At 64.8% G+C, this 23,756-nt stretch carries 25 protein-coding genes, 1 tRNA gene and 2 pseudogenes; 8 read left to right on the forward strand and 20 right to left on the reverse strand.

What is annotated here, in order from left to right; all coding sequences use genetic code 11:
- Positions 1-38 precede the first annotated feature (38 nt).
- Positions 39-323, reverse strand: coding sequence for a hypothetical protein (locus VT84_RS16950; protein WP_082840367.1), 285 nt, complete (start codon positions 321-323; stop codon positions 39-41).
- A gap of 950 nt (positions 324-1,273) precedes the next feature.
- The gene (locus tag VT84_RS16955) at positions 1,274-2,545 is read right to left on the reverse strand and encodes a methionine adenosyltransferase (RefSeq protein ID WP_410000397.1); all 1,272 of its coding nucleotides are present in this window, start codon (positions 2,543-2,545) and stop codon (positions 1,274-1,276) included.
- 174 nt (positions 2,546-2,719) lie between these two features.
- Between VT84_RS16955 and VT84_RS16960 the strand changes: the two genes are divergently transcribed.
- Positions 2,720-3,685, forward strand: coding sequence for a DUF1559 domain-containing protein (locus VT84_RS16960; RefSeq protein ID WP_082840369.1), 966 nt, complete (start codon positions 2,720-2,722; stop codon positions 3,683-3,685).
- A 129-nt stretch (positions 3,686-3,814) separates the two neighbouring features.
- Here VT84_RS16960 and VT84_RS16965 read toward each other — a convergent pair whose 3' ends face one another.
- From VT84_RS16965 to VT84_RS16975, 3 genes are all read right to left on the reverse strand, one after another.
- Positions 3,815-4,624 carry a TIGR03000 domain-containing protein gene (locus tag VT84_RS16965; RefSeq protein WP_157469553.1) on the reverse strand — a complete coding sequence of 270 codons (810 nt, stop codon included), beginning with the start codon at positions 4,622-4,624 and terminating at the stop codon, positions 3,815-3,817.
- Positions 4,625-4,824: 200 nt separating this feature from the next.
- Positions 4,825-5,805 (reverse strand): ADP-ribosylglycohydrolase family protein, encoded by a 981-nt coding sequence (locus tag VT84_RS16970; RefSeq protein ID WP_052561852.1) that lies wholly within the window; start codon positions 5,803-5,805, stop codon positions 4,825-4,827.
- Between the two features lie 536 nt (positions 5,806-6,341).
- Entirely contained in the window at positions 6,342-7,244 is a 903-nt protein-coding gene (locus tag VT84_RS16975; protein ID WP_239465869.1) for a transposase, read from the reverse strand.
- A 430-nt stretch (positions 7,245-7,674) separates the two neighbouring features.
- Between VT84_RS16975 and tnpC the strand changes: the two genes are divergently transcribed.
- Both tnpC and VT84_RS16985 read left to right on the forward strand, forming a co-directional pair.
- Positions 7,675-9,054 carry an IS66 family transposase gene (gene tnpC, locus VT84_RS16980; protein WP_082840371.1) on the forward strand — a complete coding sequence of 460 codons (1,380 nt, stop codon included), beginning with the start codon at positions 7,675-7,677 and terminating at the stop codon, positions 9,052-9,054.
- A gap of 265 nt (positions 9,055-9,319) precedes the next feature.
- On the forward strand, positions 9,320-9,574 hold the full coding sequence (locus tag VT84_RS16985; RefSeq protein WP_052561858.1) for a hypothetical protein: 255 nt from the start codon (positions 9,320-9,322) through the stop codon (positions 9,572-9,574).
- Between the two features lie 81 nt (positions 9,575-9,655).
- Here VT84_RS16985 and VT84_RS38600 read toward each other — a convergent pair.
- The 5 genes and pseudogenes from VT84_RS38600 to VT84_RS17015 all read right to left on the reverse strand — a co-directional run bounded on the left by VT84_RS38600 (position 9,656) and on the right by VT84_RS17015 (position 14,059).
- Positions 9,656-10,793 (reverse strand): annotated as a pseudogene (locus VT84_RS38600) (IS630 family transposase).
- An 81-nt stretch (positions 10,794-10,874) separates the two neighbouring features.
- Positions 10,875-11,399, reverse strand: a complete 525-nt coding sequence (locus VT84_RS17000; protein ID WP_204249777.1) for a transposase — start codon at positions 11,397-11,399, stop codon at positions 10,875-10,877.
- Positions 11,400-11,454: 55 nt separating this feature from the next.
- Positions 11,455-12,201, reverse strand: a complete 747-nt coding sequence (locus VT84_RS17005) for a helix-turn-helix domain-containing protein (protein ID WP_204249778.1) — start codon at positions 12,199-12,201, stop codon at positions 11,455-11,457.
- Between the two features lie 476 nt (positions 12,202-12,677).
- The gene (locus VT84_RS17010; protein WP_082840373.1) at positions 12,678-13,868 is read right to left on the reverse strand and encodes a tyrosine-type recombinase/integrase; all 1,191 of its coding nucleotides are present in this window, start codon (positions 13,866-13,868) and stop codon (positions 12,678-12,680) included.
- 119 nt (positions 13,869-13,987) lie between these two features.
- Positions 13,988-14,059: transfer RNA gene (locus VT84_RS17015), tRNA-Ile, on the reverse strand.
- Positions 14,060-14,387: 328 nt separating this feature from the next.
- Between VT84_RS17015 and VT84_RS17020 the strand changes: the two genes are divergently transcribed.
- A complete protein-coding gene (locus VT84_RS17020; protein ID WP_162271732.1) occupies positions 14,388-14,987 on the forward strand; it encodes an IS5 family transposase in 600 nt (199 codons plus the stop codon).
- Positions 14,969-15,178, forward strand: coding sequence for a transposase (locus VT84_RS39630; RefSeq protein ID WP_162271733.1), 210 nt, complete (start codon positions 14,969-14,971; stop codon positions 15,176-15,178). Before VT84_RS17020 ends, VT84_RS39630 begins: the two co-directional genes overlap by 19 nt.
- Positions 15,179-15,181: 3 nt before the next feature.
- On the opposite strand, the gene VT84_RS38610 is transcribed toward VT84_RS39630, so the two are convergent.
- From VT84_RS38610 to VT84_RS17050, 6 genes and pseudogenes are all read right to left on the reverse strand, one after another.
- Positions 15,182-15,355 carry a helix-turn-helix domain-containing protein gene (locus VT84_RS38610; RefSeq protein WP_157469554.1) on the reverse strand — a complete coding sequence of 58 codons (174 nt, stop codon included), beginning with the start codon at positions 15,353-15,355 and terminating at the stop codon, positions 15,182-15,184.
- 138 nt (positions 15,356-15,493) lie between these two features.
- On the reverse strand, positions 15,494-15,829 hold the full coding sequence (locus VT84_RS17030) for a hypothetical protein (protein ID WP_082840375.1): 336 nt from the start codon (positions 15,827-15,829) through the stop codon (positions 15,494-15,496).
- Positions 15,792-16,292: an ATP-binding protein gene (locus VT84_RS17035; protein WP_410000385.1), complete on the reverse strand. Its 501-nt coding sequence runs from the start codon at positions 16,290-16,292 to the stop codon at positions 15,792-15,794. The genes VT84_RS17030 and VT84_RS17035 overlap by 38 nt, the downstream gene beginning before the upstream one ends.
- A 37-nt stretch (positions 16,293-16,329) precedes the next feature.
- The gene (locus VT84_RS17040) at positions 16,330-17,163 is read right to left on the reverse strand and encodes a two-component system sensor histidine kinase NtrB (RefSeq protein ID WP_157469556.1); all 834 of its coding nucleotides are present in this window, start codon (positions 17,161-17,163) and stop codon (positions 16,330-16,332) included.
- A gap of 26 nt (positions 17,164-17,189) precedes the next feature.
- Complete coding sequence (locus VT84_RS17045; RefSeq protein ID WP_162271734.1) at positions 17,190-17,897, reverse strand: IS5 family transposase; 708 nt, start codon at positions 17,895-17,897, stop codon at positions 17,190-17,192.
- Positions 17,898-17,974: 77 nt separating this feature from the next.
- Positions 17,975-19,368 (reverse strand): annotated as a pseudogene (locus VT84_RS17050) (ISKra4 family transposase).
- 367 nt (positions 19,369-19,735) lie between these two features.
- On the opposite strand from VT84_RS17050, the gene VT84_RS17055 reads away from it, so the two are divergent.
- Together VT84_RS17055 and VT84_RS17060 are read left to right on the forward strand one after the other, a co-directional pair.
- On the forward strand, positions 19,736-19,939 hold the full coding sequence (locus VT84_RS17055) for a transposase family protein (RefSeq protein ID WP_082840379.1): 204 nt from the start codon (positions 19,736-19,738) through the stop codon (positions 19,937-19,939).
- A gap of 196 nt (positions 19,940-20,135) precedes the next feature.
- A complete protein-coding gene (locus VT84_RS17060) occupies positions 20,136-20,423 on the forward strand; it encodes a helix-turn-helix domain-containing protein (protein ID WP_410000398.1) in 288 nt (95 codons plus the stop codon).
- Between the two features lie 170 nt (positions 20,424-20,593).
- On the opposite strand, the gene VT84_RS17065 is transcribed toward VT84_RS17060, so the two are convergent.
- Positions 20,594-21,154: an IS630 family transposase gene (locus VT84_RS17065; protein WP_204249779.1), complete on the reverse strand. Its 561-nt coding sequence runs from the start codon at positions 21,152-21,154 to the stop codon at positions 20,594-20,596.
- Complete coding sequence (locus tag VT84_RS17070; RefSeq protein WP_204249780.1) at positions 21,142-21,657, reverse strand: helix-turn-helix domain-containing protein; 516 nt, start codon at positions 21,655-21,657, stop codon at positions 21,142-21,144. The genes VT84_RS17065 and VT84_RS17070 overlap by 13 nt, the downstream gene beginning before the upstream one ends.
- Positions 21,658-21,754: 97 nt before the next feature.
- Here VT84_RS17070 and VT84_RS17075 point away from each other — a divergent pair, with 97 nt between their 5' ends.
- Positions 21,755-22,315, forward strand: a complete 561-nt coding sequence (locus tag VT84_RS17075) for an IS630 family transposase (protein WP_204249779.1) — start codon at positions 21,755-21,757, stop codon at positions 22,313-22,315.
- On the opposite strand, the gene VT84_RS38615 is transcribed toward VT84_RS17075, so the two are convergent.
- Entirely contained in the window at positions 22,299-22,817 is a 519-nt protein-coding gene (locus VT84_RS38615; RefSeq protein ID WP_157469560.1) for an ISAs1 family transposase, read from the reverse strand. The two genes, VT84_RS17075 and VT84_RS38615, sit on opposite strands and share 17 nt — an antisense overlap.
- A gap of 48 nt (positions 22,818-22,865) precedes the next feature.
- Entirely contained in the window at positions 22,866-23,681 is an 816-nt protein-coding gene (locus tag VT84_RS17085) for an ISAs1 family transposase (RefSeq protein WP_239465922.1), read from the reverse strand.
- Between the last annotated feature and the right edge of the window lie 75 nt (positions 23,682-23,756).

Genomic DNA, 23,756 nt, shown 5'->3' on the forward strand with positions numbered 1-23,756 from the left:
TTCACACCATTGGTGCGCGATCTTTCGTCCGCGTGAGCTTAATACTGCTTCTGAATGGGCGGCTCGGAGTGCAGAATCCCCCCGTCGTCGCCGGCTGTCACAAAGTAGCTATTGGGAATCCCGGCCCCGTTGCTGCCGGTGGCCCACACGTTCACCCGGAACTTGTCGCCCCACAGTGGCAGCACTGACACGCGAATCAGCTCGGGCGGGCGGCCCAGTACCCGCAGCACGGCGATGCGGATCTTGTCCACGCGCAAGTTGGGGCGGGACGATTGCGCGGTTTCGACTTCCGACACGAGTTCGACGTTAGCAGCGGTGGACATCAGAGCCTCAATCTCGGTAGATGTTAGCTCGTCGTTCCAGTGGGACCGACGAGGTTGTTGGTTCGTGACAGGGTCAGGAATCACCAGTTAGAGGCCAACGACAATCAGTCGATTCAGGAGAGGTTGAAAATCCACCCGGACCAGGAAGTGGGCTCCAGGGGCCGCGTCCCTGGTCCGGGTGCAGTTCCGGTGGGCGAGTCCGGAACAGAAGCAGTAGCGTTCACGAAACCCGGTTGGGCGTACCGGGTAAATCGCAGTCGAGACCGCTGGGCGATCAGGGCGGGTTGGGCGAACGGTCCGTGCGACACGAAGAGCTATAGCAGGACGCGCGCCGCGACCGCAATTTTTCCGGCACACGGTCACAACTCGCTGCTGAGCCAGCATTTACTAAACGTGCGACGACAATTCGCTCGACGTCGTTATAAGTCCGAATACCCGACATGAGCTCTGACGACGTCGACATTTTTGGCTCCGATCGTTTGCTTGGGGCTCCGGTCGTGGCGTATAGTTCTTTCAGACCGGCCGCAGCAGCCACACTGAATGGGCGACAGTGTGACCGCAGTGGCCGGTCCTTTTTGGCGCTCGCGCCTCACAAGTGGTTACAACTTCTTCAGCGAGTTCCTTTTCCCTTCGTTACCGCAACTCGTTGGAATTTGAGTACCACGACTGTCACTCATCAAAAGCTGAACGCGACGGCGCTGCGTCACCCTTCCGAGAAAGTAGCTGAATCCGCACCGGCCGTGAGGTTGTGATTTGCGACTTTCTGGGACAACAAATGGGCTGCTTGATCCCGCTGGGGAAGAAGTGTATCGCGCGATATGAGCAACCTGTTATTGGCCGTTACGGGGCAACTGTGCCGGTCATTCGGGTTAAAAAGAAGGCCCAGACACGCATGTCTGAGCCACAACGCCGGGTAAATGTGAGGCGGTCACAAAGCAATATGCTAAAGGTTACACTCCGGCGGCCTTCCGGAGCGCGTCGGCCTTGTCGGTCTTCTCCCACGAGAACTGCGGTAGTTCGCGGCCGAAGTGCCCGTGGCGGGCCGATTCGCGGTAGATCGGGCGGCGCAGGTCCAGCGACCCGATGATGCCCTTCGGCGTCAGCTCGAAGTGCGTGCGGATCAGCTCGATCAGCTTCGTTTCGGGAACTTTCGCGGTACCGTTGGTGTTCACCCAGATGTTCAGCGGGTCCGGGTAGCCGATCGCGTAGGAGAGTTGGACCTCGCACTCGCGGGCCAGCCCTGCCTTGACGATGTTCTTCGCGATGTACCGGCACACATAGGCCGCGCTCCGGTCCACCTTGGTCGGATCCTTACCGCTGAACGCGCCGCCCCCGTGCCGGCCCCGACCGCCGTAGGTGTCCACGATGATTTTGCGCCCGGTCAGCCCGCAGTCCCCGTGCGGCCCGCCCTGGAGGAAGCACCCGGTCGGGTTGATGTGGCACGCGATGTCGTTCTCGTCGAGCTTCGGCGCCTTCTTGTTGGGCTGGATCATCACCAGCTTGCCCTTGATGAGATCCTTCCGGTCCGCTTCGAGCGTGGGCCGAATGAGTTGATCGATAATCATCTGCCGGGCGTCGTCGGTGAAGTAGTCGGCCCCGTCCTGGGTCACCATCACCTCGCGGGTGTGCTGCGTGCTGAGCACGACCGTGTGGATGCGGTGCGGGGTACCGTCGGTGTTGTACTCGACCGTGACCTGGCTCTTGGCGTCCGGGCGCAGCCACTTGAGTTGCCCGGTCCGGCGCATGTTCGCGTGCTTCTCGACGAGCCGGTGCGCGAGGTCGATCGGGAGCGGCATGAGCGTCGGGGTTTCGTCGCACGCGAACCCGAACATCAGGCCCTGGTCCCCGGCGCCGCCCACGTCCACACCCTGGCTGATGTGCGGGCTTTGCGCGTGGATGCGGCAGTCGATCTGGCAGGCGTCCGCGGTGAACCCGATTTCCTCGCGCTCGGCCTGATCCTTCGCCACGTAGCCGATCTCGGTGATGACGTCGCGCACGAGCGCGTCCACCGCCTGGCGGGTGAGCGGAGCCTTCGTAGTGATCTCGCCGGCCACCACCGCGAGGTCGGTCGTTACCAGCGTCTCGCACGCGACGCGGCTCGCGGGATCCGCCTTGAGGCAGAAGTCGAGAACGGCGTCGCTGATCTGATCGGCCACCTTATCCGGGTGCCCCATCGATACGGATTCACTGGTAAACAAGTAGCGGTTCGTGGACACGGCTATCCTCTCTGGGACCGGAGCGTAATCTGCGCGCACGTCCTGCGCAAAAGGGTTGAGCGTGTTATACGTCAGAACGTGAATCGGGACAATTCGGGTGCGCCGGTGTTCGGCTGCACCGCACCTCCCTAAAACGCCGGTCTCGCCCGGTTACACTTTAACGTGAGGGTTCGACTCACAATGCCCGACCCGCATTCTCTCCCCCCCGGCGCCCGGTCCCCGCGCGCCGGGTTCACCCTGATTGAGCTGTTGGTGGTGATCGCAATTATTGCGATCCTCATCGGGCTCTTACTTCCCGCAGTGCAGAAAGTGCGCGAGGCCGCCGCGCGCATGAGCTGCCAGAACAACTTGAAACAGATCGCGCTCGCGTGTGCGAATTACGAGGTCCGCGTCGGAAAGTACCCGCCGTCCAACACGCTCGCCGCGCCGTTCCACGGGTGGCCCGCGCTCGTGCTCCCGGACATCGAACAAGAGAACGTCCGCAACATCTATGTGATGACCGCGAACTGGTACGACCCCGCGAACGAGGTGGCCCGCAACAGTCGCGTGAAGACGTTCCTGTGCCCGAGTGCGAACGGTCAGCGGATCGGTCAGGCGGCAGTGCCCGGTACACCGGGGTCGCCGTTCTCGGGCGCCGCGTGGGACTACACGAACGTGGCGGTCGTGGCGCAAACGCTGCTCACGTACCTCAACTACCCGGACCCGGCCAGCTACAGCACCGTCTGGCGCGGCGTGATGAGTTCGCAGGGCTCGACCGTCTCGCAAATTACCGACGGGCTGTCGAACACGATCCTCATCGCGGAAGATGCAAACCGCCCCGAATACTGGGTGAAGGGCAAGCGCGTGACGGGCCGCGAACCGCCGTTCGGCGGCGACGGCACGAGCACCGGGAGCGTGACCGGGGGCGTGTGGGCGGACCACCAGAAGGGGTTCGGCGTCGAGGGCACGTCAGCAGACGGGAACACGCTGGTCGGCGAGTGCGCGATCAACTGCAACAACTCGTTCGAGGTCTACGCTTTCCACACGGGCGGCGCGAACGCGGCAATGGCCGACGGCAGCGTCCGGTTCCTGCGCGACAGCATGTCCATTCGCACGCTGGCCGGACTCAGCACCCGCGCGGGCGGTGAAGTGATCGCGAACGACTGATGCAGTCCGCCAGGGGTTCCGCTCCGCTTCACCCCTGGCTAATCTCTACCGCCCCGTCCGGGGCTTAAACCACTTTGCTTTTGAGCCGCATTACATCCGCGGCTCCGTTTTCTGTCCTCTGACCTCCGACTACTTACCGGCGACGGTGCCGTTAGTGCCGACCGCGGCGACGAGCTTCGGGAACCTTTCGGTCAGGTTCGCACCGGCCTCAACGATGATCTTCTTCTCTTCGACCACGATCTTACCGTCCACCATGAGCTCGGCCTTCACCTCGTAGAAGAACTTCTGCCCGACCGCGAGCGGCGGGGTGTAGAAGTGGCGCTCGGTTCCGGCCCCGGTCGCCGGCTTGCCGTCCACGAAGAGCTTAGCATCGGCGGGGAGGGTGAACTTCAGGTTCGCGCCCATCGGCTGGCCGTCCGAGGTCGACTTGGGCGCCGGGGCGACCGGAATCGTCATCACTGGCGGACGGTTCGGGTTGGTTGGGTGGGAGGGGTTGGTGATGGTGCCGTAGACCGCGTGCGGGTCGGTCAAGTTGGTCGGGTAACCCGGCCCCCACACCGGCGAGGCGCCGGAGTTGTACCCGTGGAGCGTGTACGGCGGCATCCCGATCGGCGGTCCCCAGGTCGACCCGTACAGGAAGGCACCGGAGCACCCGCGGCACGAACCGAAGCACGACGTGTACTGCGAGTACCCGCAGCACGAACCGAAACACGAATACCCGTTGCACGAAGTGCGGTGCCCGAGGAACCCATTGGAACGTCCACCCACGAACGAACCACCGTGGCACGAACCGTGACAGGAAGAGCCGTAACACGATCCGTAGCAACCAACCGACACGGCGCCACAGCACCCAGTGGCAATAGGGGTAGCGGCAGGCTTTGCGGGTGGCGTGACGTCGGCCCCGGCCGACATCGCGGTGAACATCACGATGCTGTACATGAGTTGCAACCTCTACATTCGGAATAAGCGGCGACGGCGGAGACGCGCTCCGTGTTCACGATGGTAGAGTTGAAGCAAAAACACGTCAAAGGCAAACAACACAAACTGGGCAGGATAGGATATTAATGACGACGTTACGACCGGAACAGCTGCGAAAGTGACACCCGCTCAAATATACTCTCAAGTTGCGAACGCTGGCCTCACACGACCAGTTCCTCGCGCTGAGCGAGCCAGTCGTCCGGGATGCCTCGCTCGCCCACGGCAAGCGCCACGATGCCGCCGACGATCGCACAGTTGGTGTCGATGTCCCCGCGCACGCGGATAGTCTGCACGATGGCGGTCTGGTAGTCGTGCAAGTGCGTCGCCGCGACCCACAAGCAAAACGGCACCGTGTCCTGACACGAAATGTGCGAGCCGTTCCCGAGCAACCGCACAATCAGCTCGGTGGACACATCAAACGGAACCACAGCGGCCCCGCGCCCGAGCAATCGGACAACAGGTTCGGTCATGAGATCGAAGGAAAACGTCCGGGCGCGTTCGATCCCTTCACGGACCTGTCCCACCGGCGTGTGCGCCAGTGCCGCCTCGAACAGTTCGCGTCGCGTGGCTTCTTCGGTACGCTGAGAGCGGTTCTTCCACGCACACGCGCCCGCAACGGCCGTGGCCACGGCCCCCGCAATGCCCTCGGGGTGCGCGTGCGTGATTTCCGCCGAGAACCGCGCCTGCTCCGCAACCACGGAATAGTCGTCTTCTGCGAAGTACGCGGCGAGCGGGGCAATTCGCATCGCGCTACCGTTCCCGAAGGAGCCGCCCGGGAACACGTTCTCGGCCGCCGCGCGCCACGGGAAACCGTTTCCGACCTGTGACAAAAGCCGGTGCGCTCCACCGCCATACCCGCGCCACGGCTGCGCCTTATACCGGGCCGCGAAGCGCTGTGCGAGCGCGTCCTGATCGATGCGCCCGTGCTCGTTCAACACTTCGTAGATGCTGATTGCCATCGCGGTATCGTCGGTGAACGGCCACGGGGCACGTGCGGTCGCACGCGGGTCTTCGAGAATCGCTTCGTAGTTGTGGCCCTGGAAGCACGTTTCGCCGAGGGCATCACCCAAGGACAACCCCGTGAGAGCGAGCCGCGCCCGGGCCATGCGGTCAGCGTGATCGGCGGGAAGTGGTGTGTTCATAATTCCCCACAGACGTGCGAATCGGGGAAAAGGTTCGGAACCGAATCCTGGGGCCGCGGACGGCACGTCCGCAGAAGCGGCGCGGCTCCTCAGTAACAAAAACAAAAGGGACGTCCACGGCCCAAGAAATCTTCTCTACATCATCTCTGAAAGTGCGCCCACATGAAATAATGCGGTTCTGTAGTGCCTGCTTTACGGCGGGGATGCGTCGGGTTACAGTGTGGCTCTCCCGCCGAATCGCGCCGAGGCTCACTCGCATGCCCCTCGCGCTCAGAACCATTGTAGGCTTCAGTTTTGTGACCGCACTGGTCTGTGCGTGCGGCGTGGCCGACGGTGTTCCCAAGCCCGAAGCGTATCGCCCGTTCAAATCCGTCGCGCGGTCGAAGGTGCCCGAAGTTCGTGGTGTCGCGCATACCAACATAGACCGGTTCATTCTCGCCGCCCTCGACGCGAAGCAACTCGGTCTGAACCCCAAAGCCGACCGCGCGACAGTGATTCGCCTGGTGTGTTTCGATCTCATACCGACTCCAGTAGTTTCAAGTTGGCGCTCGGGCTTGTGTCGTCGCGCCTCGGTCCGTCGGTAGCTCGTTTGGGCTCATGGCTCGCGTTTCCAAGATCTCGAGCAGCAACAACAGGCACGCCGCCCCCAGCGTCCACATGTGCGTCGGGTCCGTTCCGAACCGGACCCAGGCGTTGCGCAGGATCCGTCCCACGGCCACCCACAACAACCGGATCACCCCATCGGTCGTCGAGGTGCGCGGGCGCACCTGGCCCAACTGCCGGTAACTGCTCTCGATCCCGAACCGCTTCCGGTACCGATCCCGGATCGCAACCGGGCCGCCACCCACGCGCCAGGTCGCGTACAGGATCTTCTTGCTGCGGCGCCGTCCGGCCCTCCGGTGGTGGTAACTCTTGTGCGCGATCACCACCGTCACCCGCACGGCTTTCCCCCGGTCCTCGTGGGTGTACGGGTATCGACCCGCACCCCGTTTACGCAGCGCCCGCAACCCGACCGCCGTCATCCCGGGTCGGGGCTTGCGCCCCCGGATGACGGCCGGGATCACGAACGGCAGGTTCCGGGACTGGAGCAACTGCATCACCGCGATCGAGAAGAACGCCTCGTCCAACAGTGCGACGCGGATCGTAACTCCCGCCGCAGTCACCTGATCCAGCAACCGGGCGAGAACCGCGGTCATCGGCTCCTTGTGACCGACCGCGGTTAGCCCGAGTGTGTACCGGTTCGATCCGTCGACGATACAGGCGGTGGCGTAGGTGTGAAACGTGTGGGTGCCGGCGGTCGGCGTGGACCGGGTGGTGTCCCGGTTCGGTTCCCCGAAGTATGCGATCTGGTGATAATCGATGGCCACCCGCGCGACCGGGTCGCGGTTCCCGAGCGGGGCATGGAGCGCGGGGAGTAACCGGCGCGCGAGGGCGTGCAAGGTACAGGCAATTCCAGATCGCTTGCCCGGACGGGGCCTCGACAATCGCGGCACAGGCGGCGCCCAAGGAGCGCGCGAAGGCGGCCGCAAACAGGATCACCCGCCAGACCACTTCGGGTGTGCAGGTCCGTCGCCGCTTGGGGAGTTGGACCGCACGACCGAGCCAATCGGTCAGAACCGGACGCCGAGATCGGGTGGCAGTTCCCGGTGTGGGTCGAATAAACTGGGCCTTGGGGCGCATGGGGGCTCCGACAACGGAGGCGTGGTAACCACCATTGACCGGAAAACTCATGCGCCCCGCTACTCATAAATCACCGCAACTTGAAACTACTGGAATCCAGTTGATTAGTAACCATCAGCCATTGTCATTGAATAGCGTGTCATCCGGCACAGCGATTCCCCGGGCCGCCCAAGTTGCTACGATGGCGTCATGGACGAACCGGCGTGTCCCGGATGTCGGGACCTCCTCCAACGTGTCGCCGAACTCGAAGCCCGGGTCACCGAACTGACCCGTAAGCTCGACGACGCCGTCCGCGCCGGCAAGCGCCAGGCCGCCCCGTTCCGCAAAGGCCCACCAAAACCCGATCCGAAGACGCCCGGACGCAAGTCGGGGGACGCCCACGGCAAGCACGGACACCGCCCGCCGCCACCACCCGAACAGATCGCCGAGTGCCACGAGGCGCACCTGCCCGACGCGTGCCCGCACTGCCGGGGCCATCTCGTCGAGACCGGCACGGCCGACCAGTTCCAGACCGAGATCCCCCGCGCGCCCCTCATCCGCAAGTTCCGGGTTCACATCGGCCACTGCCAAGCGTGCGGCAAGCGGACCCAGGGCCGGCACCCGCTCCAGACCTCCGACGCTCTGGGCGCGGCCGCCAGCCAGATCGGCCCCGATGCACAAGCCGCCGCCACACTCCTCCACAGCCGGATGGGATTGTCGCACGGCAAGGTCGCGTCGATCTTCCATGCCCTGTTCGGCATCGAGTTGACACGCGGGTCCAGCGTTCAGATCGGTCTGCGGGCCGCCACGCGGCTCGAACCGGACTACCGGCTGGTGCTTGATGAGGTACGCCGATCCGAGCAGATCGCGGCCGACGAGACCGGGTGGCACGTGGGAGGACACCCGGCCTGGCTCCACGCGTGGGTCGGTGATCGGGGCACCGCCTACGCCATTGACTCACAACGCAGTGCCGTGATCCTGGAGCGGGTGATCGGGGCGGACGGGTCGGGCGTTCTGAGCCACGACGAGTTCTCCTCCTACGAGCGGTTCACGGAAGCGACGCATCAGCAGTGCGTGGCCCACGCACTGCGCCGCGCACGGGAGTTGCTGGAGCGTGCCACGCGCGGAGCCGTGCGGTTCCCGCGGCAGGTGATCGCGCTGCTCACCGAGGCGATCCACTGGCGCAACGGGTACGTGCCGGGGGCGTGGAACGACAACCAACTCGACGCCCACCGCGTGTCGTTCGATGACCGCCTGCTGGCGCTCGTGAGCCAACCGCGGGCCGTGCCGGAGTATGCGACCCTGGCGAAGCACCTGCGGAATCACTTCGAGCAGTGGTTCGCGTTCGTGTTCGACCCGCGCATCGAGCCGACGAACTGGAAGGCCGAGCAGGCGATCCGCCTGGCGGTGGTGAACCGCAAGGTGTGGGGCGGGAACCGAACCGCCGTGGGCGCGAGGGCCCAGGGTGTGTTGATGTCCGTGCTCGAGACGTGTGGCCGCCAGGCGCTCTCGGTCGTGGATCACGTCAGCCGGGCGTTGCGATGGTTCGGCAACCGGCACCTGCCACGCCCGCTGCTGTTCGGGGGATGAACGCCGCCGGCCAGCGGACCGATGTCTTGCGGGGAAACGCGGGGCGCGTTAACCTGCGGCCCGCGTTCAGCCGTCGCGGGTGAATCCCGAGTTCGGCGGCGTTACCACATCGAGCTACTCGCGGCGGACCGTTCACCCAATGCATGATCCACTCAACAACGACGCGTTGGAAACTCGCAAGCGGCTCACGAATAGGGAAGTCGTGTGAGCAGCTACGACCACGGGAATCATTGGGTTCGGCCTGTTTACTGTCGGATTGGCGGGCGTGTTCTTACTCGGCCTGTTGGGGACGATGAGCGGAGAAGGAAATCTGGCGGCTGCCATCGGCGTCGGGTGCGTCTTGCTCATGCTCCCTTCCGCTGTGATCTTCGGGTTAGGGGTCGCGTGTCTAAACTTCTCGGCCGTCTCTGCCTACTCGCTTCTCGTCGGTAAGCCGGTCTACGGCACACTTGAACCGGCGCGCCCTGCCACACCAGAAGCTGAACCGGGCGAGGCACTGGACTGGCGACGAGCGGATTGATGGTCCGGTGATCGAGCTGCGACAAAGTATGACGCGCTAAACAAGTACCAGCCATTTTGCAAGTGGTTGCCCACTAGTAGTTCAACTATTTTGAACTGCGGGGTAGAGCCGCCGAAGTTTGATACGGGCGTCGGCTGTGGTGAATCGCCAATTCACTCCGATGGCCCGATCGTTCCGCTCAACTGACCACGGCTCCAGTTCCTTCAGCAGCTCGTCAATGGATTCGATCCGCCGGTCCAAGCACTGGCGGGCCAGTACACTCAGCTCGATTTCGGCCACGTTCAACCAGCTCCCGTGCTTGGGGGTGTAGTGGACCTCGAACCGTTCCGCGATCCGACGAGCTTGTTCGGGAGGGAGCGCCTCGTACAGGCTCGCCAACTTGTGCGTGCTCAGGTTGTCCATCACCAGCACGATCGCGTCCGCCTCCGGGTACACGTCCTCGGCCAGCCACCGCAGCACCTCGGCGAAGTCCTTCGCCGTCCGACGCTCCGTCACCATTACGTGCCGCCATCCCGCTAATGGCTCGGAGATCATGAACAGGTTCGCGGTCCCGTTACGCACGTACTCGTAGTCGAACCGCTCGGGCTGTCCAGGTCCCGCCGGGATCGGTTGCACCACCTCGCCCACCAACTGCTTGCTCGCCTCATCGGGGCACACCTGCGGGCGCTTCGGATCGAAGGGGCGGTGGTACACCTCCAACACGTCCTCCATCGCGCACACGAACCCCGCGCTGGCTTCCGGCGGATGCACCACTGCTCCTTCAGCCACGGCTTGATCTCGTTTTTTGCAACGCTTGGCGCACCGTCTCCGGGCAGATCGAATCCACGACCTTCAATTCGACCAGCTTGTCGGCCAGCATCTCCAAGGTCCACGCCACACGCCCCGTTGGAACCTTCGAGCACGCCAGGGCGATCAGGCGCGCCTCGCCGGCCCCGTCGAGTTTACGCTCCCGGCTGGGCTTGTCCGGCTTCTTGCGGACCAGGGCCGGTTCCAACCCTTGCTCGACGAACCGCTGCCGAACCCGCTCGATGGTGGCAACGCTGACGTCCAGCGCCTCGGCGATCTGTTGGTCGGTCCAGGCTGGACCGCTGTCGGCCTGGTCGGCCTTCAAGAGGATGCGGGCGTGGATCAGTTTCTTGGCAGCCGCCTTACCCGTGGCGACCAACGTGCCCAGGGATTCACGTTCCTCGGCGGTCAGGGTGACGCGGTATTTCTTCATGGCGGACTCCTTCGGGTCCACACATCAAAATCGTACCGAGATCACCCCGCAACACAAAACAGTTGAACTACTAGTGCAGTTTCAGGCGGATAGTTGTGCGAGGGGTTCCAGGTGTTCGCAGCCGTAGTAGTCGCACACACGAGTTCGGACCTCGTTGGCCGCGAGTAGGGGTCCCGGCTCGACGACAGCCTTCTTGCCGTGCGCCCACTTGGGCTCGATCGGGTTGAGCCACGGGCTCTTCACCGGCAGGAAGCACGTCACGATCCGAACCCCGCCCTCCGCACGCGCCTTCTTGTTGTGGGACTTGATCCAGACGCGCACCCGCTTACTGACGTGCCACGCCGCGTTGTCCCACACCAAGAGCAGCGCCTTCTTCCCCTCCTCGCCCAACCGCTTGCACACCCACGCCAAGTAGTCCTCGGTTACTTGCGAAACCGGGCGACCGGTCACGAACCGCAGCATCATCCGGCCCGTGTCCGCACGCAACCGCCCGTAGCACGACCGCGCCTTGGGGTCCGTATCACCCTTCGGCACCTCGCGCTCGACCAACCGCAACGGCCGTCGTCCGACCAGGCGCGCATCGCCGGCAACGCCAGCCGACTCCACCAGCACTCGTCCTGATACCCCAGCACCCACTCCCGGTGCGCCGCCGCCAACCGGATCAGGCGGTCCCGCGCTTTTTTTTTCGCGCGTGCGCCGGGTCGGGGCTGGTGATCCACTTTTTGGCGCGTTTCCACCCGCTGCCCAGGCGCTTGACAGCCTGCCGAACGGCTTCGTGGGACAGCCGTCGCGGGGTCAATTCTTGCTCGAAAGCGACATCGGCCAACAGATCCAGGGTCCAGGTGCTTTGAGCCTTGCCGAAGCGTCGCGGGGACTGGTGCAGGATGCCCTTGAGCGGGTCCGCCTTCGCCTCATCGAGTACGGGTTGGGCATCCTTTGGTCCGCGCTTCTTCTCCTTCAGGCAACCCGCGCCCTCCTTCTCGAAGGCGTGGAGGGTGTTGTGGACGGTCCCGATGGCGCAGCCCACGTGCGCCGCGATCCGGGCCGGTCGGTGGCCCTCAGCACTGGCCAAGAGGATCTGGGCGCGTCGGAGCGTGAACGCCTCGCGGCTACGGAGCCCGGCGCTGATTGCCTGGCGCTCCGGATCGGTCTCGCACTGGTCGGCGACGCGGCTTTCACCAGAGCCATCACGCGATTCTTCGCACTGCTCCGCAAGCGCTCGTCCGCGCTCGAATATCTGGTGGTGAACGAGTGGAAGAGCGGTCGGCGACACGCCCACGCGCTGGTCCGGGCGCGCGGTCGGCTCTCTCGGCGCGTGGTGCGGGATGTGAAACGGCGGGTCGGTCTGCTCGTCAGCGTGAAGTCGGTGCGGAACCAGATCGGTGCCGCTCGGTACATCTTCAAACACACCAAGCGCGCGTCCCGGAAGGCGGAGCTGCCACCCGCAACGTTTGCCCGGCAGCGGCTTTTCCGTGCGTCGGCCGGGTTCCTCTGGAAACCCTTCGCGGCGCTGTGGCATGACATCCAGGGGGAGCGCCAGAGACGGTTATGGCACGTGTCGGCGCGGAGTGTGCCCGCTGCTCCCCATCTGACATCGGGTGCAAAGGTGCCACCGGTCCCAAATGGCCCGCACCGAGGTGAATTATGGGCATTAATGTCAGGTGGTGGTGTCGGTTCGTGGGCCAAAAGTGCGGGTCCAAAGGTGCCATTAGGGACTGATGGTCCACGCATTTCGCCCCCATTCTCCACCCCACCCATGAGAGCTATCTGGGTCGGTCGATCAGAGGCACACGGGCCAGTTTCGCGCTATATCGCGCCCCCGCCCATAAGCGCACCCACCGGTGGGTGCGGCCCGGTACGGTTCGTTTCCGGTGTAACTCTGCACTACCCGATTTCAGCCGCTATCCGCATCGCGAGGGCCAAATCGCGTTCGGCATAGACCTGGGTGACGTCGGCGCGCTCGTGGCCCAGGAGCACCTGTGCGGCTTCGAGGCCGTGAGCCTTCCGGACCTCGGTGCCGAAGAGGTGGCGGATCTGGTTCGGGTGCCAGTGCGGAACCCCGGCCCGTTCCGCGGCGCGCTGGATCGCGTGGGCGTATCCCGTCTGCCAGTACCGCGGGCCGGGCGCGCGCTTCTGTCGGGCGGTCCGGCGGTTGACTTGAGAGGGCGGAACTTTGCTCTTGCGCGCGGCTCGCAGTGCCGCGTAGCGCTCCTCCCGTGCCGCGCGCGGGCTGAAGAGATACTCCCCGTGATCGAGCGTATTTCCACCCTGCAAGAACGCGGTAACGACCGCTTGGGCATTCGGCCCGAACAGGATCACCTTGTCTTTGTCGCGCCACGCGGTCTTATGTTGGTCCGGTCTCCAGACCCACACCGCCCCGGACCGGTCCACCTCGGCCAACTTCAGCGCGCACACCTCTCCCGGGCGCATGCCGGTGAAGCGCTGGAGCGTGGCCATCGCGCTCACGTGCCGGTCCAAATGGGGGAGCGTGGCGCTCAGGTGCTCGGGATTAACGGGCAGCACGCGCTTGCTCTCGCGAGCCTCGGTGCGGTCGCGCTTCAGCCCCGCGAGCGTGCGGAGCGCTTCGTACACGGACACCGGGACCAACTCTTCGGCCGTAGCCCACTTGAAGGCGCGCTTCACTCGGTCGATGCGCTTGTTGATGACGTTGCGGCACAGGTCCGCGTGGATCATCTGTTGGCGCACGGCGGCCAGCGCCTTGGGACCGAATTCGGTGGCCGGAACCCGACCGAACAGTTCGTGAACCGGTCTGAGCGACTTGCGGACGGCGACGATCTCGGAGGTCGGTTCCCCGCTCGGGAGCCGGTAGTAGCGCTCGGCGTGATGCCAGAACGCGAGGAGCACCTCATCGACGGTGGGCAGGGCCGGCGGTGCCGCGGGGCGCGCGAGTTTGCGCCCGTTCGCGAGCCACTCGGCAATGAGCCGATCGTAGGCGTCTTTCGCCTCGGGGGTTCCGAACACCCCCAAGTAGTGGTCCGCGCTGTTGAGCCGAACGACGGCCCGGCCGGATGCTTTGTGGTGACAGAGTTTCGGAACGGAGGGCTGACGTGGCATTCGGTGCGACCTTTCCGGGAAGCTCCGTATGGTACGGAGGAACCTGGGTTGCGGGCCGCACTGTCCGACGTCGGACAGGTACGCTGTAAATGGCGTTCAGCAAAGGACTTAAGAACCAGTGGGTCCGGTGGGAGTCGAACCCACTTCCAAGGTGTTATGAGCACCCTGCTCGACCGTTGAGCTTCAGACCCGTTGCGGCATTTTATCGGGTTGCGTCGGAGCGGGAACCGCTACTTCATTACGATCTCAATTATCCCGACGAACGTGGATCTTGAGCACCGGTTTGCTGTTCGGTTCGCCATTGTGCGGTGCTCATGACGGTACGACACCGACGCTCCTCATGGGGTTCACGCGGACGAATTTCACCCGCCGTCGGTTTGTCAATTGGTCACGTTCGGACGGGAACAGAGTGAGAGTGGTTGCAAATCCAGGAAGAAAACGGGATCAAAGTCGGCCCCGAGAGTGCGTTTTGAAACCGGTCTGGATTTTGACGCCCCAGGTCGGCTACTCATGGCCGCCATGAGTAGGAAACCGTATCCGACCGACCTGACCGACGAGCAGTGGGAGCGTCTGGCCCCCCTTCTGCCGCAACCGAAGTCCGGTACACCCGGGGGCGGTCGCCCGGCGACCGTCGATCGCCGCGAGATCGTCAACGCCATCTTCTACCACCTCCGGGCCGGCGGCGCGTGGCGGATGATCCCACACGATTTCCCGGCGTGGCAAACGGTCTACGGCCTGTTCCGGGACTGGCGCCGGGCCGGGGTTTGGGAGAAGGTCCACTCCACACTCCGCGAGGAGGTCCGCATCGAGGCCGGTGCTCCGCCGACTCCCGAAACGCTGCGAGTGGACAGCCAGACCGTCAAGACGACTCACCGGCGCCCCTTCGGGGTACGACGGGGGAAAAAGGTGAACGGGCGCAAGCGGTTCATCGGGTCGATTCGCTCGGGCTGGTCAGGGCCCCGTCGGTACTCACGGCCGACGTCCAGGATTGGGACGGCGGGCGGTGGCTGCTGGGCGCGGTGCGTCGCCTGTTACCACGGGTGCGTGAGGTCATCGCCGACAGTAGATTCTCCACGCGGTTCCGGGAAGTGGTCCGGAACGTGTGCCGGTGGGCGGTAACGATCACCGCGAACGCCAAGGACGGTTTCAAGATCCACACCCGACGGTGGGTCGTGGAGCGAACATTCGGGTGGTTCGTGAGGTATCGGCGCCTCATGGTCGATTACGAATACCACACCGAAACCACCGAAGCGGTGATCCAAGCCGCTATGATCCACCGCATGCTCCGAAGGCTCCACCCGAACCCGTAGGTTTCAAAACACACTCTTACGGTGGACCCCGAGGTCGGTTGCGATGTCCTGACGCGCCCGGCCCCGGTGGGCCATTAGCACGATCTGGAGGCGCACCCGAAACTTGAGGTCGTCAGTCGAGCGGAACAAGGTGTCGAGGCGGTCCGCCTCGGTCGCGGGCAACTGGATGCGGATCACAGCGGTGGCCTCAAACGGAAGGGATTACCTCACGTTGGAGGATGAGACACACTCGGCGGGTTCATGTATGAGAACCGTTTTCTCCCGTTCTTTTTTACGGACCGGGAGCCGTTCTCCCCGCCAGGGTTCTTGAAAGTTTCACACTGGTGAAGTTAGGAGGTCGATCGCTTCGTGGAATCGGGCAGCCCGCCTCCGTATGGCTCGCGCGTGGTTGTCAGCATCGACCTGTGCGAGCAGATGAACGCCCACGTTGCGTAATGCGGCGAGCACCTGCGGTGCGGAACCGCGACGAACCGGGCACGCATCCTCACCCAACGTCACATCCCGCACGTAGTGCAGACGGTTCTCGATCCGCCAGTGCTCGCGGACCAACCCCAGCAATCGTTTCGCGTCGGCCTTCTCCGGCGGCAGGCTCGTGATCCCGTGGACCACCTCCTCATACGCCTTGCCCTTGCGAATCCCCCACCGACGCACCCAGAACCCCTGCTTCAGACCCGGCCACTTCTGATGCACCGTCAGGAGCACTCATCTCGGGTAAAACGACGTCGGCGATCAGAAGGTGAATCGGTCCCGGGTGCGCGCCGGCGGTTCGGAGCGCGGCGGGACCGGAATCCGCTTCCAGCACCTCGTACCCCTGGGCCTCCAGAACGATCCGCGTGAACGTGCGGACCCCCTCCTCGTCTTCCACAACCATGACCGTTTCCGCACCCGCAGTGGGCGCGGCGAGCGCCGATTCATCGTCCGTGATCGCGTCCGGGACGACCGGTAGGAGTATCGTGAACGTGGTTCCCCGACCCGGGGTGCTCCGGACGCCGATGTGCCCCCCGGCCTGAGTCACGATGCCGTATACGGTCGCCAGACCCAGTCCCGTTCCCTTTCCGGGTTCTTTTGTGGTGAAGAAGGGCTCGAAGATCTTGGCGCGAACTTGCTCCGGCATGCCGGTTCCTGTGTCGGTCACGGCCAGTCGGACGTAGTCACCGGGGGTACAATCGGGATACTCTCGGGCGTCTTCCGGTCCCCGGTTCGCGTTCGCCGTCTCGATGGTTAACCGCCCCCCTCTCGGCATCGCGTCGCGCGTTGACCGCGAGGTTCATGATGACCTGCTCGATTTGCCCCGGGTCCGCCTTCACGTGCCCCAAGTTGGGAGCGCGGTTGATGACCAGGGTCACGTCCTCGCCGAGCAGCCGCCGCAGCAGTTTCGCAACGGCATCGATCACGCGATTCAGGTCCAGCACCTTGGGCTCGATGATTGACTTGCGGCTGAACGCCAGGAGCTGTGCGGTCAACCTGGCCGCGCGCGTCCCGGCTTCACGGATCTCAGTGAGTGCCTCCTGCCAGTCTTCGGACCCGGGCGCCTGAGTGAGTAAGAGGGCGGAGTACCCGTTGATGACGGTGAGCAAGTTGTTGAAGTCGTGTGCGATCCCGCCCGCGAGTTGCCCGAACGCTTCCATCTTTTGCGCCTGGCGGAACTGCTCTTCTAACTGTTTGCGGGCGGTAATGTCCCGGACGACGACCATGAAGTAGCGCGTGCCGTCGAGGCGGAACTCGGACACGGACAGGTCCGCGGGGAACGCGGTCCCGCTCTTCCGGCGCCCAAGCACTTCCCGGCCGACCCCGAGGAGAGCGGGCACGTCCGGAGAACGGTCGGCGAGTGTGGGAAGATCAACGAGTAGTGCATCGATCGTTCGGCCGAGCAGTTCAGTCCCGGGGTGCCCGAAGATGCGCGCCGCCGGGTTCGCCGATTTGATGTGTGCGTGTTCGTCGAGGGTGATGATCGCGTCCGCGACGCTCTGCATTACGGTGGCCAATGACGCCTCGGCCTGTCTCCGCTCGGTCACATCGACCGCGAACCCGACCACCCCCACGATGTGCCCGTTCTCGTCCCGCGCGTACCGGTCTGCGTGAGGTGATCCGAGTTCGGCGTCCGTTCGCCCCTCGAGGCTCTCTCGCGGGCAGCACACGTTCCGGACCACTTCCCGGAACCGCGTGGAGAATCTACTGTCGGCGATGACCTCACGCACCCGTGGTAACAGGCGACGCACCGCGCCCAGCAGCCACCGCCCGCCGTCCCAATCCTGGACGTCGGCCGTGAGTACCGACGGGGCCCTGACCAGCCCGAGCGAATCGACCCGATGAACCGCTTGCGCCCGTTCACCTTTTTCCCCCGTCGTACCCCGAAGGGGCGCCGGTGAGTCGTCTTGACGGTCTGGCTGTCCACTCGCAGCGTTTCGGGAGTCGGCGGAGCACCGGCCTCGATGCGGACCTCCTCGCGGAGTGTGGAGTGGACCTTCTCCCAAACCCCGGCCCGGCGCCAGTCCCGGAACAGGCCGTAGACCGTTTGCCACGCCGGGAAATCGTGTGGGATCATCCGCCACGCGCCGCCGGCCCGGAGGTGGTAGAAGATGGCGTTGACGATCTCGCGGCGATCGACGGTCGCCGGGCGACCGCCCCCGGGTGTACCGGACTTCGGTTGCGGCAGAAGGGGGGCCAGACGCTCCCACTGCTCGTCGGTCAGGTCGGTCGGATACGGTTTCCTACTCATGGCGGCCATGAGTAGCCGACCTGGGGCGTCAAAATCCAGACCGGGGTAAGCGTCGCATTAGTTGGTGGATGTTTGTTTCATGTGGTCGTGGACCGTCGCCAGAAGTCGGTCCGCTGGCCGCGTTCGCTGCGATACAACGCGCGGACATGGCAGACCGCATGGGAGCCCGGTTCGCTCCACCGCATTCCCGATCCCTTCATTCGCTGTCCCACCACCGTCTTGCACGCGCTCTCGACGGCACCCGAACCGATGTACCAGCCGGCGGCTTCGTAACTCGGGTAGTCCATCCGATCCACCTGATTGCGGAAGTAACCCGGCACCTCACTCCGCACCGTCGCCAACCCTTTTCGGCTCGGCCATTCCCAACCCTCCAGCACCCCGATCATCACATGGCCCCATTCGTCTCGTAACAGGCGCGACCACGACTTCGTCTGCGCAAGTGCCGCGCCTTCGTCGGTCGGGTGTAACGCACGCGCCAACTGCGCCAGGTATTCCGCCGCGTGATAGAAGTCCAAGATCACTGCTTCCACACGCGGGAAGTTGAGCCGCACGAAGTCCTCCAAGCCCGCGCCGCCGTCGGTCAGCGCCACCCACACCTCCGCACGGTCCAAGTCCACTTGAGCACCCTGGCGGCGTATCAGCGGACCCATTCCCGCCAGCGGGTACAAACCGCTGATGTACCGAGCCCTCATCGCCACGCCCGGCTTGGGCAGGCACTCGAACACGCGCTCGCGATCCGGGAGCGGGTTGAACACCATCCCCACGTAGGCCATCCGACCATCCGCCGCTTCGCCGCGTGGCCCTTGTTGGCGCACGCCGGTGGCGTCGATCCCGATGTAGCCCACGGTGCGCCCGCACGCGTCCCGGAACCAGTCCCACGCCACTTTGCCGCCGAAGGTGCGGCCCTTCTGCATGTGCGTCGCGATCCGGTTGCCGGTCGCCTCGGTGGTCCGTTGCACGGTCGATTCGCCCAACACAACGCCGGCCGTCTCCCTCAACAACTCGGTTCCCTTCTCGAAACTGTCGGCCACCGCCCCGCACAGGGTTGCGAGTCGTTCAACCGCCGGTGAAAGCCGGTGGGCGGTCAATCCGACGCGCTCGTCCCAGGGGCAGGAACCGGTGGCGCAGAGCCCGCAGTAGTAGTAGGCGCGGTTGCAGGTGACCGGCCCGCCGAGGGTCTCGACCGTCTTTTCGCGGTAGCTGTGGAACGAGGCGCGTCTGCCGCAGTGGGGGCAGTCGATGGCGCTGGTGGTGTAGCCACTTTTGGGGGGAGGTGTTCCGCGTAGGCATCCGCGACGATGCCCTGTGCCCGATCGCGCAGTGCGAACTCGGTGTCGCCGAACAGTGTGCCGTCCGTGGTGGCAACAAGTCGACGTGCCATCTCCAGGATCGCGTCGGCGGATCGGGCCTTGATGCGTGCGGCCAACTCTTGAGCTTTTGTTTCCTGTTCGGCGGACAATGGTTCGGACATGGGAACCTCCTGGCGGGGTAAATTCACCGCCTCATTCCAAACTACACCGAAGTGAACAGATTTCGCACCAACTTCTGCGACGCCTACCCTCCAGACCGGTTTCAAAACACACTCTTACACCCACACGTCCGCGTGCTTTACACTAGCGGGTACACGGACGAGGCCATTCGGCGCCACGGCGTGTTCGGAACGGCGGAGACGTTTTTGCAGAAGCCGTTTACGCCCCACAGCCTGGCCCGGAAAGTACGCGCCCTGCTCGACCGAAGGGGCTCTTCGGTACGGTAGAAAACAGGGCCATTCCCCATCTCACCTTGGCGTGAGTGGGTTTGTTGGGTAGACGGGGTGCTCCTTCGATCGGAGGTGCTCCATGTGCGCGCGTTCCCTGTACGACGAGTTGGCGACGGTTCCGGACCCGCGCGGGTTGCAGGGGCTGATCCACCCACTGCCGGCGGTCCTGGGCCTGGTCGCCCTGGCCGTGCTGATGGGGCGCACCAGCCTCCAACGGATCGCCCGATTCGGGCGCCAGCACGGGGCCACGCTAGTAGTTCAACTGTTTTGTGTTGCGGGGTGATCTCGGTACGATTTTGATGTGTGGACCCGAAGGAGTCCGCCATGAAGAAATACCGCGTCACCCTGACCGCCGAGGAACGTGAATCCCTGGGCACGTTGGTCGCCACGGGTAAGGCGGCTGCCAAGAAACTGATCCACGCCCGCATCCTCTTGAAGGCCGACCAGGCCGACAGCGGTCCAGCCTGGACCGACAACAGATCGCCGAGGCGCTGGACGTCAGCGTTGCCACCATCGAGCGGGTTCGGCAGCGGTTCGTCGAGCAAGGGTTGGAACCGGCCCTGGTCCGCAAGAAGCCGGACAAGCCCAGCCGGGAGCGTAAACTCGACGGGGCCGGCGAGGCGCGCCTGATCGCCCTGGCGTGCTCGAAGGTTCCAACGGGGCGTGTGGCGTGGACCTTGGAGATGCTGGCCGACAAGCTGGTCGAATTGAAGGTCGTGGATTCGATCTGCCCGGAGACGGTGCGCCAAGCGTTGCAAAAAAGCTAGGCCGGCAAACGTGACTGGATGAGCTTGTTTTCGAGGGCTTTCAGGTACCCGTCGGGGTCGCGCCGGAATCGCCTCCGCTCGACCCGCCGCTCCCGCCGGGTCTCCAATTCGGCCCGCAACTGCTTCCACGCGGCCCGATCCGCACCGGCTAAGTAGGCTGGCAGAAGTTTTCACAGGTATGCGTTGAGCCAGAAGCCTGGGGCCAAGATGCCGGCCTTCCGTAAGGCTTGACGCTCAGTCAGCCCGAGGAACCAGCGCATGGCGTAACGCGCTTCCTCGTCGATGGTCCGGAACTGACGGTTGGCCGCGACCAACCGCTTGAGTTCGCGCCACAAGTGGTCCACCGGGTTCAGCTCCGGGCACTGGGTCGGGAGCCACAACAACCCGATGTTCAACCGCCCGGCCAGCGTCTGACTCCGGTGCGCCTCGTGGCACGGGGCGCGGTCCAGGATCAGCCACAGCGAGCGACCCCGGTACCGCGCCCGCAGATGCCGCAGGAACGCTTGAAAGTCCTCCTGGCGCGCGGCCGGGCGGGAGATCACGAGCCGGTACCCGGTGCGCGGGTTGATGGCCCCGAACAGAACCCGCTTGGCGTTGCGCCCGGTGATCCGAACGTCGGCCTGCTGGCCCCGGAACGCCCAGGCGCACCGCAACGGCGGGAACAGGCGCAGGATGGTGGCGTCGATGAACAGCACCACCGCGTTACGCGGCAACAACTTCAGCCGGCGCACGAGCCCCCTTTTTTCTGGGCCCGGTGCGAGTCCTTGTCCGCGTACACGTATCGGGGACGCTTCCACCGCAGTCCCAGCGCCCGCATCCGCCGGCGGAGTGTATCCGGGGTGATCGGGCCGGCGTAGGTCCGGCTCAGGTGCGCAGCCAAGAGCGGCACGGTCCAACCGGTCGTGCTGTACCCGAGGCGCAACGGGTCACGGCGGAACTGGCGCACGATCCGGGCGTCGGTAATGGCCGGTGACGCCGGTGGTCGGCCCGAGCGGGGGCGGTCCACGAGCGCGTCGGCGCGGTGCTCGGCCAAGTACCGGCGGACCCAGGCATAAATGGCCCAGGGCTTGAGGGCCGTAAGCCGCGCCACCTCCGGAACGGCTCGTCCACGAGCGATCAACAAAACGGCCTGGAGCCGCCGAAAGGTCCGCGCGTCGGGACACGACTCGCCCGCGCGGGCCAATCGGTGCCGGTCGTGTTGATCGAAGCCGAGGTCGGCGGGAGCCGGATACACTCCGCCGGCGGATGCGGGCGCTGGGACTGCGGTGGAAGCGTCCCCGATACGTGTACGCGGACAAGGACTCGCACCGGGCCCAGAAAAAAGGGGGCTCGTGCGCCGGCTGAAGTTGTTGCCGCGTAACGCGGTGGTGCTGTTCATCGACGCCACCATCCTGCGCCTGTTCCCGCCGTTGCGGTGCGCCTGGGCGTTCCGGGGCCAGCAGGCCGACGTTCGGATCACCGGGCGCAACGCCAAGCGGGTTCTGTTCGGGGCCATCAACCCGCGCACCGGGTACCGGCTCGTGATCTCCCGCCCGGCCGCGCGCCAGGAGGACTTTCAAGCGTTCCTGCGGCATCTGCGGGCGCGGTACCGGGGTCGCTCGCTGTGGCTGATCCTGGACCGCGCCCCGTGCCACGAGGCGCACCGGAGTCAGACGCTGGCCGGGCGGTTGAACATCGGGTTGTTGTGGCTCCCGACCCAGTGCCCGGAGCTGAACCCGGTGGACCACTTGTGGCGCGAACTCAAGCGGTTGGTCGCGGCCAACCGTCAGTTCCGGACCATCGACGAGGAAGCGCGTTACGCCATGCGCTGGTTCCTCGGGCTGACTGAGCGTCAAGCCTTACGGAAGGCCGGCATCTTGGCCCCAGGCTTCTGGCTCAACGCATACCTGTGAAAACTTCTGCCAGCCTACTTAGTATCGAGAGCAACTCCGGGATCACGGCGATCTCATTGGACCCTTCCGGGACGCTCACCTGACCGAGTGTCAGCCGAGTGCTCGTTGCCCACGCACTCACCAGATGCAGGCACCCGGTCGCCGTGGCCTTCTTCGACCCGCGAACCGACTTGCCGTCGAGGGCGATCGGGATCAGTCCCGTTGCCTCGCACGCCGCAAGCATCCACCGACCGAAGGCCCGCGTAAACGCCGCCGGATCGACTTTGGCGAACACCCGCTCGAAGGTGTCGGCACTGGGGATCCCGTTGGCCAGGGTCAGGAAGCGAAGGGAGAACGCCTTCTGGGTTTCTCCATACGCCTGGATCGAATCCCAGGACTCGGCCCCGCCGATGACGGCACAGGTGGCGAGGGCGAGCACATCGCCCAACAGGTGGAGCTTGTTCTCCGTTTCGCGACGCGGATCAGGAACGTCGGCAAACACGGCGAGCAGGGGCATCGGCATCGGGGTTCCTCCGTGATACCCACGATGTAGCCCTAAACCTCTACATTGTCACCACTTCATAGTGCGGCAACCCTGGATGCCCTCGTTCTTCTGATCCTTTACCCGGCGCTCCCGGCACACCAGCGCCACCGCGCCCACATCCGACCAACCATCCGGGTCTTGGACCACCGTTACATACCGCTCTTCCTCGCGCCCGTGACCCACACCCGCCTCGCCCGCCATGTCGCACCCGGCGAACTCCGCCTCGGCCGCCATGTCGAACACGTCGCCCACCGCGTCGCGCAGGCCCTTCTGGTTCCCCTTCACGCACACCACGTACTCGCCGCCTTGTGCCCGGATCTGCTCGATCGTGGCCTTCTGGCACCCGGCCGCGTCCAGCGTCACCACCGCCCCGCGCAGGTCCAGCGCGGCCAACGGGTCGGGAACGGTCGTGATCTCGTGCCCGCCCTCGGGCACCGACCGCTGGCCCAGGATTAACCGGCTCTCGGTGGCCCATGCGCTGACCACGTGCAGGCACCCGGTGAACGTGCCTTGGGCCGAACGCCGTGCGCTCTTCCCGTCGATGGCGATGTGGACCAAGCCCGTCGATTCGCACAACGCGCCCATCCATCGGCCGAACCGGTCGGCGAACGCATCGGGATCGAGTTTGGCGAACACGCGCTCGAACGTGTCGTGGCTCGGCACCCCGTTGGGCAGCTCGAGGAACCGGCGGAAGAACGGCTCCTTGGTGCGCCCGTACTCCGCGATCTCATCCCACCCGTCGGCCCCAGCAATCACCGCGCAGGTGGCGATCACCAGAATATCCGTCAGCGGGTGCAGCTTGTTCGCGGTCTCGATCCTGGGGTCGGGCACGTCCGCGAACACGGCGGTCAACGAAAGGGGTATCCTCCTGATACCCTCGGTGTAGACATAAACTCCTACACCGTCAGCCGTTCATAG

Origin of the sequence: Gemmata sp. SH-PL17, from assembly GCF_001610855.1 — a bacterium.
GTDB lineage: Bacteria > Planctomycetota > Planctomycetia > Gemmatales > Gemmataceae > Gemmata > Gemmata massiliana.